Raw genomic sequence first — 16,445 nt, 5'->3', positions numbered from 1 at the left:
GACTTCGACGGTGCTCCCGCCCCTCAGCGGGCCAGCTGCCCTGCGAGCCAGGCCGCCTGCCGTTCCCACTGCACGCCCTGCCCGCCCTCGTGCCGGTTGAAGGCGTACTCGATGACCTCCGCACCGCACAGGTGGCGGTTCGCCGCGGCATAGACCGTCGACGGCGGGCAGACCGGATCCATCAGCGCCACCGAGTACAGCGCCGGGGCCGTGGCGCGCGCCGCGAAGTTCGCACCGTCGAAGTACGAGAGCGTGGCGAACGTGCGGGCAGCGGCATCCCGGTGCACCGACAGATAGCGCACGATCTCCTGGTACGGGTCGGAGTCGGTCAGACCCACCGCTCGTTCGAAGTGGCAGAGGAACGGCACGTCCGGCATGACGGCGACGAGCCCCTCGGTGAGGCCGGAAGCGGCGATCGCGATGCCCCCACCCTGACTCGCGCCCGTGACGGCAACCCGCGCCGCGTCGACCTCGTCGAAACCGCGCACGGCATCGACGAAGAGCGCGGCGTCGGTGTACACGCGCCGGTAGTAGTACTCGTCGGGGTCGTGAATTCCGCGTGTCATGAAGCCGGGCGTCGCCGGCCCTGAGCCGTGCGGGTCGGGCGTCACCCCGCCGGCACCCCAGCCGCTTCCCTGCCCTCTGGTGTCCATGCACGCCCACGCGTAGCCGGCGGCGGCCCAGGCGAGACGCTCATGCGGAAGTCCGCGACCGCCGCCGTAGCCGTTGAACTCGACCACCGTCGGCAAGGGTTCCGTCGCGTCCTTCGGGACGACGAGCCACCCGCGCACACGATCGCCGGCGAATCCGCTGACTTCGATGTCGTAGACGTCCACCAGCGCGAGCGGCGAATCGACCGCCGCGCGGGTCGGCTCCTGGGCGGCGGCTCTCGACTCCGCCAGCGTGCGCTGCCAGAAGTCGTCGAAATCGGAGGGTTCGGCGATCTGCGGACGGTACTCGCGCAGTTCGGCAGGAGCGAGATCGAAACGGGGCATGAAGGCTCCAGCGTCAGGGCAGATGGACTGCGATCACGCTACCGGGTTCCCGGGGCTGCGCGGTTCAGGCGACCGCGCGGCGCGATGTGGCCAGCCACGCGGCAAGGCCCAGCATCACACCGCCGCAGACTCTCTCGATCCAGACCGTGCCGCGCTTCTTGAGCAAGCGGATCGCCTGCGAGCCGAGCATCGCGTAGGCGAACATGATGGTGAAGTCGAGGGCGCAGAACAGCGCTCCGATGACGAGATACTGCAGGATCGGCGCGGTACCCGGCCCGATGAACTGGGGCAGCAGTGCCCCCACGAACAGGTAGCCCTTCGGATTGGTCACGGCGACCAGGAAGCTCTTGGTGAACAGCGCTCCGCGTGCGCCGCGCGGGTCGGCACCGGGGTCGCCATGCAGGAGCGCACCGCGCGAGCGCAGCATCCGGATGCCGAGAAACGCCAAGTACGCGACCCCCACCCACTTCACCACCGAGAACGCCAGCTCGCTCGCCAGAAGAAGAGCACCGAGGCCCAGCCCGACGGCGACGACCAGCACGATGTCGGACGCGACCGCTCCCAGCATCCCGAAGGTCGCACGGCGGACGCCGTAACGCGACCCGTTGGCGAGGGCGAGCAGCACCGTGGGCCCGGGAATCGCGATCGCGACGACGGCGGCGATCGAGAAGGCGAGAAGAGTCGCGAGTTCCACAGGGGCCTCCGAAGGCGATGAGAGTGTCGCCGAGTGTAGCGGGACGCCGCGCCGACCGATAGTGCGCGAGCGGACGGATGCCGCTACGCGCCGGCGGGAGCCGAAGTCACTCCTGAATCGCGAGCGTCCGGCCCGCCGTCATAGGTGCTGCGGGCTGCGGCGATGGCGTCCTGGTTGCTCTCGGTCCAGACGACGAGAGACTGGACCGTGGCGTGGAGCGAGCGACCGAGTTCGGTGAGGGCGTAGTCGACGCGAGGGGGAACCACCGGGTGCACGGTGCGCTGGACCATGCCGTCGCGTTCGAGCTGTCGCAGGGTGACCGTCAGCATCCGCTGGCTGACGCCGTCGATGCGGCGCTTCAACTCGGTGAAGCGCATCGTCCGGTCGTCGAGCAACGCGATCACGAGGAGCGACCACTTGTCGGCGATCCGGTCCAGGATCTGGCGTACCTCACAGTCCTCCCGGGAATCCCACTGGAACGCGTCGTTCCAGTCGGTTCCTTCGTGGTGACCGAGTGACTTGATAGTGCCTTCTTCCGCCATACCTCAATGGTGACGCATGATGTGGTCAGTATCAAGAAGTAACCGATCAAGGAGTCGCAGATGTCGACCAGCACGAGTTCCCTCCCCAGCACCCCGCCACCTGCCGGTCGCTTCGACGAGCGCATCCGGGGGCGAGCGCTCGGTTTGCTCATCGTCCTCTGCGGTGCCGCTTTCCTCGAGGGCGTGGACATCGCGATGTTCGGCGTCGCCCTTCCGGCCATCCGTGCCGATCTGGGCCTCACCACCGGCGAGCTGCAGTGGGTCGTGAGCGCGTACATCGTGGGTTACGGAGGCTTCATCCTCCTCGGCGGCCGAGCAGCCGACCTTCTCGGCCGTCGCCGGGTCTTCCACGTTTCCCTCGGCGTCTTCATCGTGTTCTCCGGCCTGGGCGGGCTGGCGACCGAGTCCTGGCTCCTACTCGCCGCCCGCGCGGCGACCGGCGTGGCTGCCGCCTTCATGATGCCCGCCGGACTCTCGATCATCACGACCGGGTTCCGGGAAGGGCCAGTGCGAACCCGCGCACTGCTCATCTACGCCGGTATCGGTGCTGCCGGTTTCTCGATCGGCCTCGTGATCGGCGGCCTGCTCACCGTGTTCGACTGGAGGTGGGTCTTCTTCGCACCGGTGATCGTGTCGTCGATCCTGTTGGCACTCGCCATCCCGTTGATTCCTCGGCCGACGCCGGACCAGGCCCGGGCACCACGCGGCCGAGCCGACGTCGCCGGTGCGGTGCTCGTGACCGTGGCCTTCCTCACCCTGATCACGGCCATCGAGCGCTCCTCGCACGGGGAGCCACTCGTCACCTGGTCACTCGTCGGCGCGAGCGCTCTGCTGCTGGCCGCCTTCGTCGCCGTCGAACGCCGCGCCGCCGCGCCTCTGGTGCGTCTGTCGTTCCTGCGCCAGATCCCGCAACTGCGCGCTTACGCCGGTGCCGCCTCCCTTGCGGCCGGTTTCATGGGCTTCCAGTTCCTCGTCGTCCTCTACCTGCAGGAGCAGCGCGGATGGAACAGCCTGGTGACGTCACTGGCCCTGCTGGTCCTCGGCATCGATGCGATCCTCGCCCCTCTTCTCACGCCCCGGCTGGTCGCACGGTTCGGCCTCTGGCCTGTCACGCTGGTCGGGCTGGGGGCTGCCGCGGCATCGTTCCTGCTCTTCCTCCCGGTGACGGACGACTGGACATACGCGGCGATGTTCCCGAGCTTCCTCGCTCTCGGCCTCGCTTTCACGCTCGCATATGGCCCGTTGACGGTGGCTGCGACCGACGGGGTGCCCGACGAAGACCAGGGGCTCGGTGGCGGACTGCTGTACACGGCGTTCCAGTTCGGTGCGGCGATCGGTCTGGCGGCGACGAGTGCAGTGCTGACGCTCGCCGCAGAGGACAGTGCTGCCCCGATCGACGCCACCCGGCTCGCTCTGGCCGTGCCGCTGGCGGCATCCGTGATCGGAGTCCTGGCCGCGATCTCTGGCGTCATCGCGTCGCGCCGAGCAGGTCGACGTTCGCCTAGCCTCGGAGGATGACGGAACTGAGCATCCTGGTCGATCGATGGGTCGAGGGTTGGGGCGATTCGCGGGGGATGACACGTCGCCGCAACGGCGACACGTGGACCGTCGAGGTCGCGAGCGCCCTGCGCACTCGGGAGTATGTCGCCGCCTCGCCGTCACGCGATGTGTTTCACGGACTCGTGAGCCAGATGACGGCGCCCGACATCTGGCTCACGATCGTCGGCGGCCTCGATCCATGGCTGCGGGATGCCGCCGCCGGGCTCCCCGTGGTCAATCGTGATGAGCGCCTGATGACCTCGGCCCTGGGTCCCACCCCGATACCCGCCCAGGTCCGTATCGACGAAGAGGGGCGCGTCGGGCATGCCCGGATCGCGATCGATGGAGAGATCGCCGCCCGGGGTCAAGCGGCCGTTCGAGGGACTGACGTGATCTTCGATCGCATCGAGACTTCTCCACCGTTCCGCCGGCGCGGTCTTGGCCGGCTCGTCATGGGCGGCCTCTCCGGCTGGGCCGCGGCGAACGGTGCAACGACGGGTCTCCTTCTGGCCAGCGTCGAGGGGCAGCAGCTCTACCGCAGCCTCGGCTGGCAGGAAGTGGCGCCGGTCGTGACGCTGTCGGGGCGGGCAGGCATCTAGAGGGGCGATCCTTCGAGTTTTCGTCACTACTGAGTCGTCCCCTCGAAAACACGGCAAGCGCGTTGTGCCGCCGCTTAACGAGCCCGCCGCGGTGACCGCTGACGATGCTTCGGTGGCTCCGACTACGCAGGTGGAGACGGCACGGTACTTAACCACCGGAATAGCGCAGAGGCGCTCGTCGCACTCGGACACGATTGGTGGCGCCATCGTTTCGGTGGCATCGACCGCTGAACAGGCGCCGCGACAGCGCCTCGAAACTTGGAAGGAAATAAAGCATGTCTCCCATCGAAAGCATCGTGTCCGAAGTCAAGAGCAGCGTGCCGGAGTTCGTCAGCACCATCACGTTCACCTGGAACCACGGCGGCGGAGTAGCGACTGTTTGAGTTCGCAACAACTGCAGGCGGCAGGCCCGCGAGTGAAGCTCGATCGTGCTCGCGGCCCTGCCGTGTTGGACAAAGGGAAGTAGTCATCAACAACAGCGCACTCAAGGTTCCCAGGCACACCGTGAACCCGATAATCCGGGTGCTTACCTCACCGAAGCAACTCCTGCTGCGCTGCACCGCAGCATCTCAAAGGGTTGCCCACGCTGGGGTGCTGCCGAGTCTCATCTGGATGCCGCGATCAATTTCGCGGGGCTTTGGGAGCTCGCCGCGCAGGTCGCTCCTCTTGTGATCGACGATCCTCAAACGCATGGCGGTGGTGCCATCACATATGCAGCATCGGCGATGTCCGGTGTCGGAGATCGTAGGGCGGGAGACGCTTTCGACCTTTCTGCGCGCTTCGCCCGTGGTCCATTTCGGTGAAGCATGGCCCTGATCCGGAAAGCGGCGTGGCTGGTCAAGCGGGCGAACGACCTCAGCGCTGGTGAGGCGGTTCTCGATGAGCGGGCGCGGACGATTCACGATCTCGCCACCCAGCGCCAGATCAGTCAAGGGGACAGCGAGGTGATGCTCGGCGTCGGTGAGAACTTGCGGGGGCTGATCTGGACGAAGCGTCGAGAGAGTGGACAGGCTCGCAAGGCGCTGGAACGGGCGACGGAGATGCTGCGCGCTACTGGGTTGCTCCGTGTCGGGGAAGACGAGCGCAACCGGTATCGGGCCCAGGCGAACGTCAATCTCATTCAACTCGAAGCCATGAACGGCGACATCAACACCGCACACCGAATGGCGCAGAAACATATGGAATGGGCGCTGAGTGATGATCGTGGCTCAGGCACCGAGGCGATCATTCTGTGCGGGTATATGGCCTTTCGAGCTCAGTCACATCCCGAGGCGCTGGCCCTGGCTCAGCAAGCCGAGACAATCGTGTGCCGCGACGGCGCGGTCACCCAGATCGCCGCTACGAGGAAACTCCTCCTCTCCATTCACCACGAAAGAGGCGAAATCGAGATGGCTCAGTCCGTGTACGACTCTTTGGAGAACGATCCCGTCGGTCTCAAGGCCTGGGTGGGAGGGAGAGACTGGTGAGCGGTGGCGACACGACTCTCCTCGCGCTGGAGAACGTCAAGAGAACGTACAGTCAGGGCGGTCAGAGTGTCCATGCCGTCCGGGGTATCACTGGCACTATCGGTGCGGGCGAGGTCGTCTGCTACCTGGGGCCGAATGGCGCAGGCAAGACCACTCTCATCAAGATGATCTCCACGCTTCTGACCCCGACCGCGGGCCGCATTCTCTTCCAGGGCCTAGACGTCACCAAGCACCATCAGCACGTTCGATCCCGGATGAGCCTGGTCCTCGGCGGCGATCGCGGCTTTTACATGCGCGCATCTGCCGTGGACAACCTCCTTTTTTTCGCCGAACTGCAAGGCGTCCAGCGCAGCCAGCGTGAAAACCGCATCGCCGACGCGCTGGACATGGTCGGCCTTTCGGGGAGACGCAAGGACCGCGTGGAACAGTTCTCGCGGGGCATGCGGCAGCGGCTCCATATCGCACGAGCGGTCGTGTGCGACCCGGAACTCATCCTGCTGGATGAGCCTTCGATCGGGATCGATGCGGAGGGTGCACGGCAACTGCGCGCACTCGTTCGGACTCTCAGTGCGGCGGGCACCGGCGTCCTCCTCACCACCCACTACATGCAAGAAGCGGAAGAACTGGCCGACCGTGTCGCGATCGTCGATCAGGGGCTGATCGCTGTCGAAGGCAGCGTTCACGACATCGCTTCAGCGGCCGGCTTGAGTGGGGTCGCGAGCTTTCGGACTCCCGCTATCTCCGCTGACCTCGAGGCATCTTTGCGACGGGTCGCGGGTGTCGTCGAAGTCTTGACGACACAGACGTACGGGGGGTGGAATGTGGACGTCGCGTGGTCCCGGACGGAGCCGCACTCGGCATTCGCCACCGAATTGGGACTCGAGCCCCTCGGGTTGCGGCAGCCGACCCTGGAGGAGTCGTATTTGGCATTCCTGGCCAAGAACCGCCAGCCCGCGCGCGAACAAGACACCGACGCATGAGCACGTTCTTCCTGCTTGCCGCATTCCATGCTCGACAACTGTTGCGCGTGCCCTTCTTCCTGCAGACCGCATTGTTAGCGCCGGCAAGCTTCCTCATCCTGCGTGCGCTCGGTTCGCTGAATACGGAGACTGCTCTCGCGCAATCGGCCTGGCTTGACGCGACCTTCGCCGGCATCTGGGCGACGACGACGACGGCCGCGGGCCTGATCATGTATCAGCGATTTCAGGGGACCCTCGAACCGCAAGTGCTCAGCATCCACAGGCCGGGAATCGTGTTCGGCGCGTTGACTGCCTCTGCTGCTCTCATCGGAGTGGTGGGAATCCCACTCGCGCTCGCACTGCAGCTGATGATCGCTCAGGAACTGGCTGTGAACATCCGCTCGCTGATCGGGATCGTGACGGCCCTCATTGCGTGCATCGGATCCGCGTCCTTGCTTTCGTCACTCTTCGTCGTCAACCCCGCAGCAGTCGCCATCGAACCGCTCATCATCGTTCCGGTCTGGATGCTCGTGGGTATCGTCGTGCCCTATATGGCCCTTCCCGGCTGGCTCGCGCCCGTAGCGTTGGCGCACCCTCTTACCAGCGCCGTTCTGGCCGGGCACGCTGAGTCCGTGGAGGTTGCGGTGCGGTGGGCCGGGCTGTCTGTCGCCGTTTCTGCGGCGTGGTTCGTGCTGGCCGGTTTCGGACTGCGCGGTGCCATAAAGCGTGCTCGCGTCAACGGCACACTGGCGATCTCGTGAACACGGCTTTCGGTGTCGGCGCCCGCATCTCCTACGTCTCCCTCCCCGGCGTCTTCCTACGCCCTGCTCCTGCTGACCGGTTCACCGCTGTCGCCGGTGACATGGTTCCTGGTCCCGCTGTTCGTGTCGGCCGCAGTGTTCGCCAGCGCGGGAATGGGTCTGGTCGTCGGCGGGCTGAGCCTCGGGATGCGAGACCCACTCCTTGCGTCGAATATCGCGGGGTATCTGCTGCCTCTTGTGTGTGGCGTCATCGCGCCGATCGCACTGCTGCCCGTGCCCGCTCAGGTCATTTTCGGGTGGCTGCCTCTGACACATATGACCAACGCCGCCAGGACGATCATGTCCGCCGGGAGTGCTTCGTCTGCAGCATTCGAGCTCCTTCTCGGCATCGCACTGGGCGGCGCCTGGGCTGCCGCGGGCGTCGCGGTGTGGAAGGTTCACGAGCGGCGCATCGCTCGCGAAGGCGCATCAGAGCAGGTGCTCTAGGCGGGCACAGATCTGCGGAATCGTCAGGATGCGAGGGACAGCCCCGCGGCGAGCGCGAAGCCGAGCACCGTCGCCAGGCCGGTCGCCTGTTTCGCCTTGGATTGCGCCTCGGGGATCATCGAGTCGACCAGCATCACCAGAAGGGCGCCGGCGGCGAAGCCGCTCGCCGCGGAACGGAAGGCGTCGCCGGTCACGCTCGCCACCGCGAAGCCACCGACGGTCGCGAGCGCACACACCACCGCGACCGCGCCCCAGAGGAGCAGCACCTTGCCGCGGGACATGCCGGACTCCCGCAGGTCGGATGCCGAGCCGATCGATTCCGGCAGGTTCGACACGAGGATGGCGACCACCAGCGCGACACTCACCGGCTCTCCCGACGCGAGCCCGATGCCGAGCACGAGTTGCTCGGGGATGCCGTCGAGCAGGGCGCCGACAGCGAGCTGCCCTCCGCCCGCCTGACCCTTCGCTTTCGCCTCACGAGCCTCCAGGATGCGGTCAGCGATGTAGTAGCTGAACGCTCCGGCCACCACTCCGATGAGGAGTGGGACGGGGCCAGCGAGTTCGATGCCTTCCTCCCAGAGCTCGAACGCGATCGACGCCATCAGCGCCCCGGCACCGAAGCCGAGGACGATGCCCAACCACCGCGGCGGCCACTTCCGAATGAGGGCGAGCACCGCACCGACGAAGAGGGGTGATGCGGCGACCACTCCCCACAGCACCGCTTCAGCCATCTGCCACCTCCGCCGAACACTCTTGCACGACGCGGCGCTCGGCGGGAGACGCAGACGGGCCCGCAGCCGGAGCCGACCGCCCCGACCCCCATCCGTCATGCGGCACAGGGCGACACGCCGCCCGCGGATAGACTGGAAAGCATGTCCAAGGTCCTCCAGTCCCTGCCCGTCGGCGAGCGCGTCGGCATCGCTTTCTCCGGAGGACTCGACACCTCCGTCGCCGTCGCGTGGATGCGCGACAAGGGCGCCGTGCCCTACACGTACACAGGAGACCTCGGGCAGTACGACGAAGACGACATCGAGTCGATCCCGGGGCGCGCGCTGGAGTACGGCGCCGAGAAGTCGCGGCTCATCGACTGCAAGACCGCCCTGGTCGAAGAGGGCCTCGTGGCACTCTCCTGCGGTGCGTTCCACATCCGCTCCGGCGGGCGGACCTACTTCAACACCACGCCGCTCGGCCGGGCGGTCACCGGCACGCTTCTGGTTCGCGCGATGAAGGAAGACGGCGTCGACATCTGGGGCGACGGCTCGACCTACAAGGGCAACGACATCGAGCGGTTCTACCGCTATGGCCTCCTGGCGAACCCGCGTCTGCGGATCTACAAGCCGTGGCTCGACGCCGACTTCGTCACCCAGCTCGGTGGGCGCAAGGAGATGAGCGACTGGCTCGTCGCCCATGACTTCCCCTACCGCGACTCCGCGGAGAAGGCGTACTCGACCGACGCGAACATCTGGGGTGCCACCCATGAGGCGAAGACGCTCGAGCACCTCGATGTCTCGCTCGAGACAGTCAACCCGATCATGGGCGTCAAGTTCTGGGATCCGTCGGTCGCGATCGAGACCGAAGAGGTCACGGTCACCTTCGAAGCCGGTCGCCCGGTGGCGATCAACGGCGTCGAATACACCGACCCGGTCGCGCTGGTGCAGGAGGCCAACGCCATCGGCGGACGCCACGGCCTCGGCATGAGCGACCAGATCGAGAACCGCATCATCGAAGCGAAGTCGCGTGGCATCTACGAGGCTCCGGCGATGGCGCTGCTGTTCATCGCCTACGAGCGGCTGGTCAACGGCATCCTGAACGAAGACACCCTCGCGACCTACCACGAGCAGGGTCGCCGACTCGGTCGCCTCATGTACGAGGGACGTTGGCTCGAGCCGCAGTCGCTCATGCTGCGTGAGTCGATCCAGCGCTGGGTCGGCCTCACCATCTCGGGTTCGGTCACGATCCGGCTGCGCCGCGGCGACGACTGGACCATCCTCGACACCGTCTCGCCGAACCTGTCCTACGGTCCGGAGAAGCTGTCGATGGAGCGCGTCGGCGATGCCGCGTTCGGCCCGGTCGATCGCATCGGCCAGCTCACGATGCGCAACCTCGACATCGCCGACTCGCGTGCCCGCCTCGAGCAGTATGCCGGACTCGGCCTGGTCGGCGGAGCCACGGGCGAGCTGGTCGGCCGCGTGACCGCGGGCGAGTCGGGTGAGATCACCGGGTCGGTGGAAGACATCGACGAAACCTTCGCGGGTGCGGTGGACACGGCTTCCGAGGGCGCGGCCTTCGACTCCGGCACCGACTGACCGTACGTTGATCAAGGGGGCGGATGCTGCGGCATCCGCCCCCTTTCATGTGCTCTCGATCAGAGGATGCTGAGAGTCGACGAACTATCTTGCACAGTGCTGTGCATGATACGTACCATGGAGGCATGACCACTCGCCCGATCCGACGCGACGCCGTGCAGAATCGCGCCGGCATCCTCTCCGCGGCCCGCACCACCCTCGCGAGCGACCCGTTCGCCTCCGTCGACGTCATCGCGCGCAGCGCCGGCCTCTCCCGCCGCACGCTCTACGGCCACTTCATCGACCGTGACGCCTTGATCCGTGAGCTCATCTCCAGCGGCGCGCAGCGCTTCAACGCAATCGCCGCCTCCGTGGACGACGCGGATTCGCGCATCGCGCTCGCCCGCCTGACCGCGCTGCTCTGGCAAGAGGCGTCGCACGTGCAGGTCGCCGCCGCGCTCGCCCTCGATGAGGCACATGTCGAGCACACCGCCGACGCACTCGCCCCGCTGCGCCGCACGGTCGCCACTCTCGCCCGCCGTGGCCAGGACGACGGCAGCTTCCGGACCGATCTCGCCGCCCCCACCCTCGCCCGCCTGATCGAAGAGATGGCGCGCACCGTCGTCGCCCGCACGGATGCTGCCAGCACGGGAGCCTCGAATCTGGCGGTCCGCACGGTGCTGAGCATCGCCGGACTCTCGTGGCGTGAGACCGATGAGCTGCTCGCCGCGCACCCCGACATCGTGGCGCCCGACGCCGCCCAGGGGGCGTCAGAGTGAGAGTCACGTTGCAGGACGTGAGCAAAGGACGCGGCGGAGAGGCTCTTCCCAAGACGAGCCTCGAGTTCCACACCGGTGCTGTGCGCTACGCGATCGCCGAAACCGAGCAGCGTCCCACCGTTCTCGGGCTCATCGCGAGCGGTCGGATGCGCTCGGACAGCGGCCTGGTGACCCTCGACGGCGCCGAGAACGCAAAAGCTCTGCGGCGCCGGGTCGCCCTCGTCGACGCGCCCGACGCCAGCGACCCGCACGCCGACATCACCCTCGCCGGCGTCGTGGGCGAAGAGCTGATGTTCGCCGGGATGGCTGCCACTCCTCTGAATGCGCGGCGCTGGCTCACCGGACTCGGGTTCGCCGAACTCGCCGCCGTGCCGATCGGCAACGTCGATCCTGCCGCGCGCGTACGGATCCTCTGCGAACTCGCGGTGCTGCGTGATGGGGTCGACGGCATCGTGCTGGTCTCCCCCGACCGCCATGGCGGGAGCCCCGACGGCTGGTGGCGTATCGCCGGCGAGTTCGCCGACCGGGGCTACGCGATGCTCGTCATCGTCGGTGGTTCCGCGGCGGTCGCGTTGGAGCGGATGCAGGAGTTCGACGCGATCAACGCCTCCGGCGCGGTGAAGCCGCTGCGGGTCGCGGCATCCACATCAGGGGCCGACAGGACCCGGAACGGAGGCCTGCAGTGAAGGTCCCGTCGATGATCGCCGCCGAACTGCGGCGGCTCACGGCCAGCAAGATGGGCTTCATCGCGCTCGTGGCACTCGTCTGCGTCCCGATCCTCTACGGCGGCCTCTACCTGTGGGCGAACCAGGATCCGTACGCGAACTTCCCCGACGTGCCCGTGGCCCTCGTGGTCGACGATGAGGGCGCGCCGAACCCATCCGCGAGCGCAGAGCCCGCGACCGTCAACTACGGCGAAGACGTCGCAGAGAACCTCATCGAGGGCAACGCCTTCGACTGGCAGCGGATGACCGATGACGGAGCCGCCGACGCGCTGCGCGACGGTGCCGTCGACTTCACCGTGACCATCCCCTCCGACTTCTCGAGCGCCCTGACGTCCGCCTCGGGCGACGAGCCCCAGCAAGCCCGCATCGAACTGGCGACCAACGACGCCAACAACTACCTCGCCTCGTCCATGGGCACCCAGGCCGTGGAGAAGATCCGCAGTTCGGTCGCGGAGATGGTCGGGAGCGAGGCCGCAGAGCGCCTGCTCACCGGCCTCAGCGATGTGCGCGACAAACTCTCCACGGCAACCGACGGCGCCACGCAGCTCACCGACGGAGCCAACAGCGCGGTATCCGGCAGCTCCACCCTCGCCGACGGCACGACACAGCTCGCCGACGGCACCTCGAAGCTCGCAGCCGGCGCGCAGACCCTCGCCGACGGCGCGCAGCAGGTCAGCGACGGCAACCGTCAGCTCGCCGATGTCGCCGACCGCGCCGGCTCCGCCGTGCAGCAGGCGACGGATGCGTTGCCGGAGGCGCGCACCGACATCACGACAGCTCTCGCCGAACAAGGGTTGACCGACGAGCAGATCACTCAGGTCCTGGCCCGCCTCGACCCGGTGTCGGCGCGACTCCAGGACGGGAACACCCAGGTGCAGGGCGCGGTCGACAAGGTCGACGCGCTGGCAGCGGGCGCGGCAGCCGTCGCTTCGGGTGCCGCCGACCTCGCCAGCGGAGCCGACACGGTCGCCACGGGCGCGGCGGCCGCAGAGTCAGGCGCCGCACAATTGCGTGACGGTCTGGGCACTCTCGCCTCCGGCACCACCGAACTGCGCGACGGGTTGGCCGACGGCGTCGAGGCGATTCCGGCATCCACGCCCGACCTCCGCTCCCTCCAGGCCGACACGATCGCCGACCCGGTCGCGGTGTCCAGCGACAAGGTCGCCTCCGCCGAAGACTACGGCGCAGGCCTTGCCCCGTTCTTCGCCGCGCTCTCGGCCTGGATAGGGATCTACGCCCTCTTCCTGATCGTGAAACCCATCTCCCGGCGCGCGATCACGGCGCTCCACTCTCCGATCCGCATCACTCTCGCCGGCTGGCTCACCCCCGCCGCGCTCGGCGCCGTGCAGATGCTCGGACTGATGGGCGTCCTCGCGATCACGCTCGGGTTCACGTTCGACAATCCGCTCGGAACGCTCGGGATCATGATGTTCGCCTCGGCGACGTTCGCGGGGATCATCCTCGCGCTCAACGTCTGGCTCGGATCGGTGGGTCAGTTCCTCGGCCTGGTGCTCATGGTCCTCCAACTGGTCACCGCCGGTGGCACCTTCCCGTGGCAGACTCTGCCGGCACCGCTCGCCGCCCTTCACCACGTGCTCCCCCTGGGCTATGTGGTCGATGCGATGCGCCAGCTCATGTACGGCGGCGACCTCGCTCGCGCGGGGGGCGACCTCGTGGTTCTCGGGATCTGGCTGATCGGCGCGTTGATCTTCGCCATGATCGGGGTGACGCGGATGACGCACCGCCGCACGCTGCGCGACCTGCAACCCAGCCTGATCGGGTGAGCGGGAGGCGCCGGACAGCGCCCGCCGCACGCGTCATGCGGATATGATGCGAGGGCGCGACCCTGAGACGCGCACTGGGGCTCGGTGGAACTGAGTTCCTCCGTGCTACCCGAAAGAGTTCTCGACGATGACAACCGATTCGCCGGCGTCCGCCGTTCCCTCCCGACCCTCACGGGGTGCTCGGATCGGGCGCATCGCCTTCCTCGTCGTGGCCGCGATCGTGGTCATCGCGGTGGCCGCGGCATTCTTCGTGACCTGGACGATCCAGCGATCGTTCCCCCAGACCGACGGAACGGCCGAACTCGACGGGCTGACGGCCGAGGTGACGGTGCAACGCGACGAACGCGGCATCCCCACCATCACCGCGGACTCGACCGACGACCTGTTCTACGCCCAGGGGTTCGTGCACGCGCAGGACCGCTTCTTCGAGATGGACTTCCGGCGGCATGTCACCGCGGGTCGGGTGGCGGAGATGTTCGGCGAGTCACAGGCCGGCACCGATGCCTTCCTCCGCACCCTCGGGTGGCGGAAGGTGGCCGAAGCCGAGGTCGAGGCGATGGATGACGTCACCCTCAGCTACTACCAGGCGTATGCCGACGGCGTGAACGAGTACCTGCAGTCGCGATCCGGCGCCGAGCTCTCCCTCGAGTACGCCGTTCTCGGACTGCAGAACGCGGACTACACACCCGAGCCCTGGCAGCCGGCGGACTCCGTCGCCTGGCTGAAGGCGATGGCCTGGGACCTCCGCGGCAACGTCGAGGACGAGATCGACCGATCGCTGCTCGCGGCGGAAACCCGAGCCGCGGCAACGGATTCCGATCAGCCGGATGCCGCGGGCGACACCACCGCGCTGCTGCAGAAGCTCTACCCGGACTACCCGTTCGACGAGAACCCCGTGATCGTGCCGAAGGTTTCGACGGTGCCCGCACTGAGCACAGATGCCGAACCCGCCGCCTTCACCTCGGAAGAGAGGGACACCGAGTTCGAGTCCGCCGCCTCGACGGTCGAGTGGCAGGAGACATCGAACGTGGTCGAGGCGGTGAGTGTGCTCATCGGCGACGTCGGCGAGGGCATCGGTTCGAACTCCTGGGTCGTCTCCGGCGACCTCACCGAGTCGGGCATGCCCTTGCTCGCCAACGACCCGCACCTCGGCGCCTCACTCCCCTCGGTCTGGTACCAGGTGCAGCTGAAGTGCTCCACCGTCGACGAGAGCTGCCCGTTCGACGTCGGCGGATTCTCGTTCTCGGGCCTGCCCGGCATCGTGATCGGACACAACCAGACGGTGGCGTGGGGCTTCACCAACCTCACGACCGACGTCACCGACCTCTACATCGAACGTGTCGAGGGCGATCAGTACTGGCGTGACGGAGCATTGGTGCCGCTCGAGCAGAGCACCGAGACGATCAAGGTCGCCGGCGGTGAAGACATCGAGCTGACGATCCGCTCCACGGTGCACGGCCCGATCGTCTCCGGGTTGACCGGTGACTTCACTGACATCGCCGAAGACCCGGCGCCCGCCCTCGAAGCCGGCGGCGCCTCCGGCGCATCGCCCGGAGCCGACACCGCGGAGACCGACGGTGAGACCGCGCACGCCGTCAGCCTGCGCTGGACGGCCCTCGATCCCGGCACTGCCGCGACGGCGATCTTCGCGCTGGCGACAGCCCAGGACTTCGACGAGTTCCGCTACGCCGCTTCGCTGTTCGACGTGCCGGCGCAGAATCTGGTGTACGCCGACACCGAGGGCAACATCGGCTACCAGACGCCGGGGCGTCTTCCCATCCGCGGTGCAGGCGACGGATGGATGCCGCAACCCGGGTGGGACAGCAGCTATGACTGGACCGGTTTCATCCCCTTCGAGGAGCTGCCGGTGTCGTACAACCCGGAATCGGGATACGTGGTCACCGCGAACAACGCCATCGTCGCCGACGACTACGAGTACTTCCTCTCACGCGACTGGGACGACGGCTACCGGGCGGCTCGCATCACCCATCTCATCGAGCGCCGCGCCGCCGTCGCACCGCTGACCGCCGAGGACATGCGCAGCATCCAGATGGACAGTGAGATGTGGATCGGGAAGCAGCTGGCGACGGCGATGGGGGACGTGGACGTCTCCGGAGCCGGCCCCGAGGAGGCGGTGGAGCTTCTCCGATCGTGGGATGCCCAGAACACGGCATCCTCGCCCGCGGCGGCGTACGCGAACGTCCTCTGGTCGAACCTTGTGCGGAACATCTTCGCCGAGCGCGAGCAGCCGCTGCCGATCGACGGTCACGCGCGCCTGTTCACGGTCGTCTCGACGATGCTCGACGATCCAGAGGACCCCCTGTGGACGAACGAGAGGATCGAGGTCGAGGGGATGACGGAGATGCTGGCCCTGTCGGCCGAAGAGGCGTACGACGAGCTCTCCGCGATGCAAGGACCGGATGTCGTCCGCTGGAACTGGGGCGACCTGCACGCGATCACGCTGACCAGCGACACCTTCGGCACATCGGGGATCGCGCCGATCGAGGCACTCTTCAACCGCGGTCCGATCCCGGTCGGTGGCGGCGCCTCCATCGTTAACGCGACCGGGTGGGAGATCGGCGCGGGGTACGCGACCACGACGGTCCCGTCGATGCGCATGGTCGTCGACCTCGCCGAGTTCGACGACTCGACCTGGCACCACCTCACCGGCGCCTCCGGCCACGCGTTCCACGAGCACTACGTCGACCAAGCCGCCGACTGGGCCACCGGCACCCAGGCTCCCTGGGCATTCTCTGCGAAGGCAGTGAAAGCTTCGACGGTCGACACGCTGGTCCTGACGCCGAAGGGGTGACCTCGGAGGCAGCTCGACT

15 protein-coding genes are annotated in these 16,445 nt (G+C 67.4%); 11 read left to right on the top strand and 4 right to left on the bottom strand.

Annotation, left to right across the window (positions count from 1 at the left end; all coding sequences use genetic code 11):
* Positions 1 to 23: 23 nt before the first annotated feature.
* The 3 genes from D7252_RS05470 to D7252_RS05460 all read right to left on the bottom strand — a co-directional run bounded on the left by D7252_RS05470 (position 24) and on the right by D7252_RS05460 (position 2,231).
* Positions 24 to 995, bottom strand: coding sequence for an acetylxylan esterase (locus D7252_RS05470; protein ID WP_120774460.1), 972 nt, complete (start codon positions 993 to 995; stop codon positions 24 to 26).
* A gap of 64 nt (positions 996 to 1,059) precedes the next feature.
* Positions 1,060 to 1,689 (bottom strand): LysE family translocator, encoded by a 630-nt coding sequence (locus D7252_RS05465; RefSeq protein WP_120774459.1) that lies wholly within the window; start codon positions 1,687 to 1,689, stop codon positions 1,060 to 1,062.
* 83 nt (positions 1,690 to 1,772) lie between these two features.
* A complete protein-coding gene (locus D7252_RS05460; RefSeq protein WP_183055188.1) occupies positions 1,773 to 2,231 on the bottom strand; it encodes a helix-turn-helix domain-containing protein in 459 nt (152 codons plus the stop codon).
* A 60-nt stretch (positions 2,232 to 2,291) separates the two neighbouring features.
* On the opposite strand from D7252_RS05460, the gene D7252_RS05455 reads away from it, so the two are divergent.
* The 6 genes from D7252_RS05455 (at position 2,292) to D7252_RS05430 (ending at position 8,041) form a co-directional block, all read left to right on the top strand.
* Positions 2,292 to 3,749, top strand: a complete 1,458-nt coding sequence (locus D7252_RS05455) for an MFS transporter (RefSeq protein ID WP_120774458.1) — start codon at positions 2,292 to 2,294, stop codon at positions 3,747 to 3,749.
* Complete coding sequence (locus D7252_RS05450) at positions 3,746 to 4,369, top strand: GNAT family N-acetyltransferase (protein ID WP_120774457.1); 624 nt, start codon at positions 3,746 to 3,748, stop codon at positions 4,367 to 4,369. The genes D7252_RS05455 and D7252_RS05450 overlap by 4 nt, the downstream gene beginning before the upstream one ends.
* A gap of 806 nt (positions 4,370 to 5,175) precedes the next feature.
* The gene (locus D7252_RS19930) at positions 5,176 to 5,835 is read left to right on the top strand and encodes a hypothetical protein (protein WP_183055187.1); all 660 of its coding nucleotides are present in this window, start codon (positions 5,176 to 5,178) and stop codon (positions 5,833 to 5,835) included.
* Positions 5,832 to 6,815, top strand: coding sequence for an ABC transporter ATP-binding protein (locus tag D7252_RS05440; protein WP_183055186.1), 984 nt, complete (start codon positions 5,832 to 5,834; stop codon positions 6,813 to 6,815). The genes D7252_RS19930 and D7252_RS05440 overlap by 4 nt, the downstream gene beginning before the upstream one ends.
* The gene (locus D7252_RS05435; RefSeq protein ID WP_120774454.1) at positions 6,812 to 7,555 is read left to right on the top strand and encodes a hypothetical protein; all 744 of its coding nucleotides are present in this window, start codon (positions 6,812 to 6,814) and stop codon (positions 7,553 to 7,555) included. Before D7252_RS05440 ends, D7252_RS05435 begins: the two co-directional genes overlap by 4 nt.
* A gap of 96 nt (positions 7,556 to 7,651) precedes the next feature.
* Positions 7,652 to 8,041: a hypothetical protein gene (locus tag D7252_RS05430; protein ID WP_183055185.1), complete on the top strand. Its 390-nt coding sequence runs from the start codon at positions 7,652 to 7,654 to the stop codon at positions 8,039 to 8,041.
* Between the two features lie 23 nt (positions 8,042 to 8,064).
* Here the strand turns inward: D7252_RS05430 and D7252_RS05425 are convergent, their stop codons facing one another.
* Complete coding sequence (locus D7252_RS05425; RefSeq protein WP_120774452.1) at positions 8,065 to 8,772, bottom strand: ZIP family metal transporter; 708 nt, start codon at positions 8,770 to 8,772, stop codon at positions 8,065 to 8,067.
* A gap of 141 nt (positions 8,773 to 8,913) precedes the next feature.
* Between D7252_RS05425 and argG the strand changes: the two genes are divergently transcribed.
* From argG to D7252_RS05400, 5 genes are all read left to right on the top strand, one after another.
* The gene (argG, locus tag D7252_RS05420) at positions 8,914 to 10,347 is read left to right on the top strand and encodes an argininosuccinate synthase (protein ID WP_120774451.1); all 1,434 of its coding nucleotides are present in this window, start codon (positions 8,914 to 8,916) and stop codon (positions 10,345 to 10,347) included.
* 125 nt (positions 10,348 to 10,472) lie between these two features.
* Positions 10,473 to 11,105 (top strand): TetR/AcrR family transcriptional regulator, encoded by a 633-nt coding sequence (locus D7252_RS05415; RefSeq protein WP_120774450.1) that lies wholly within the window; start codon positions 10,473 to 10,475, stop codon positions 11,103 to 11,105.
* 17 nt (positions 11,106 to 11,122) lie between these two features.
* Positions 11,123 to 11,791 (top strand): hypothetical protein, encoded by a 669-nt coding sequence (locus D7252_RS05410; protein ID WP_183055184.1) that lies wholly within the window; start codon positions 11,123 to 11,125, stop codon positions 11,789 to 11,791.
* Complete coding sequence (locus tag D7252_RS05405) at positions 11,788 to 13,614, top strand: YhgE/Pip family protein (protein ID WP_120774449.1); 1,827 nt, start codon at positions 11,788 to 11,790, stop codon at positions 13,612 to 13,614. The genes D7252_RS05410 and D7252_RS05405 overlap by 4 nt, the downstream gene beginning before the upstream one ends.
* Positions 13,615 to 13,741: 127 nt before the next feature.
* Positions 13,742 to 16,426: a penicillin acylase family protein gene (locus D7252_RS05400; RefSeq protein WP_120774448.1), complete on the top strand. Its 2,685-nt coding sequence runs from the start codon at positions 13,742 to 13,744 to the stop codon at positions 16,424 to 16,426.
* Positions 16,427 to 16,445: the final 19 nt, after the last annotated feature.

This window comes from Microbacterium sp. CGR2, from assembly GCF_003626735.1.
Classification (GTDB): Bacteria; Actinomycetota; Actinomycetes; order Actinomycetales; family Microbacteriaceae; genus Microbacterium.
The sequence above is the reverse complement of the archived record's forward strand: the minus strand, read 5'-3'. Positions and strand labels throughout refer to the sequence as shown.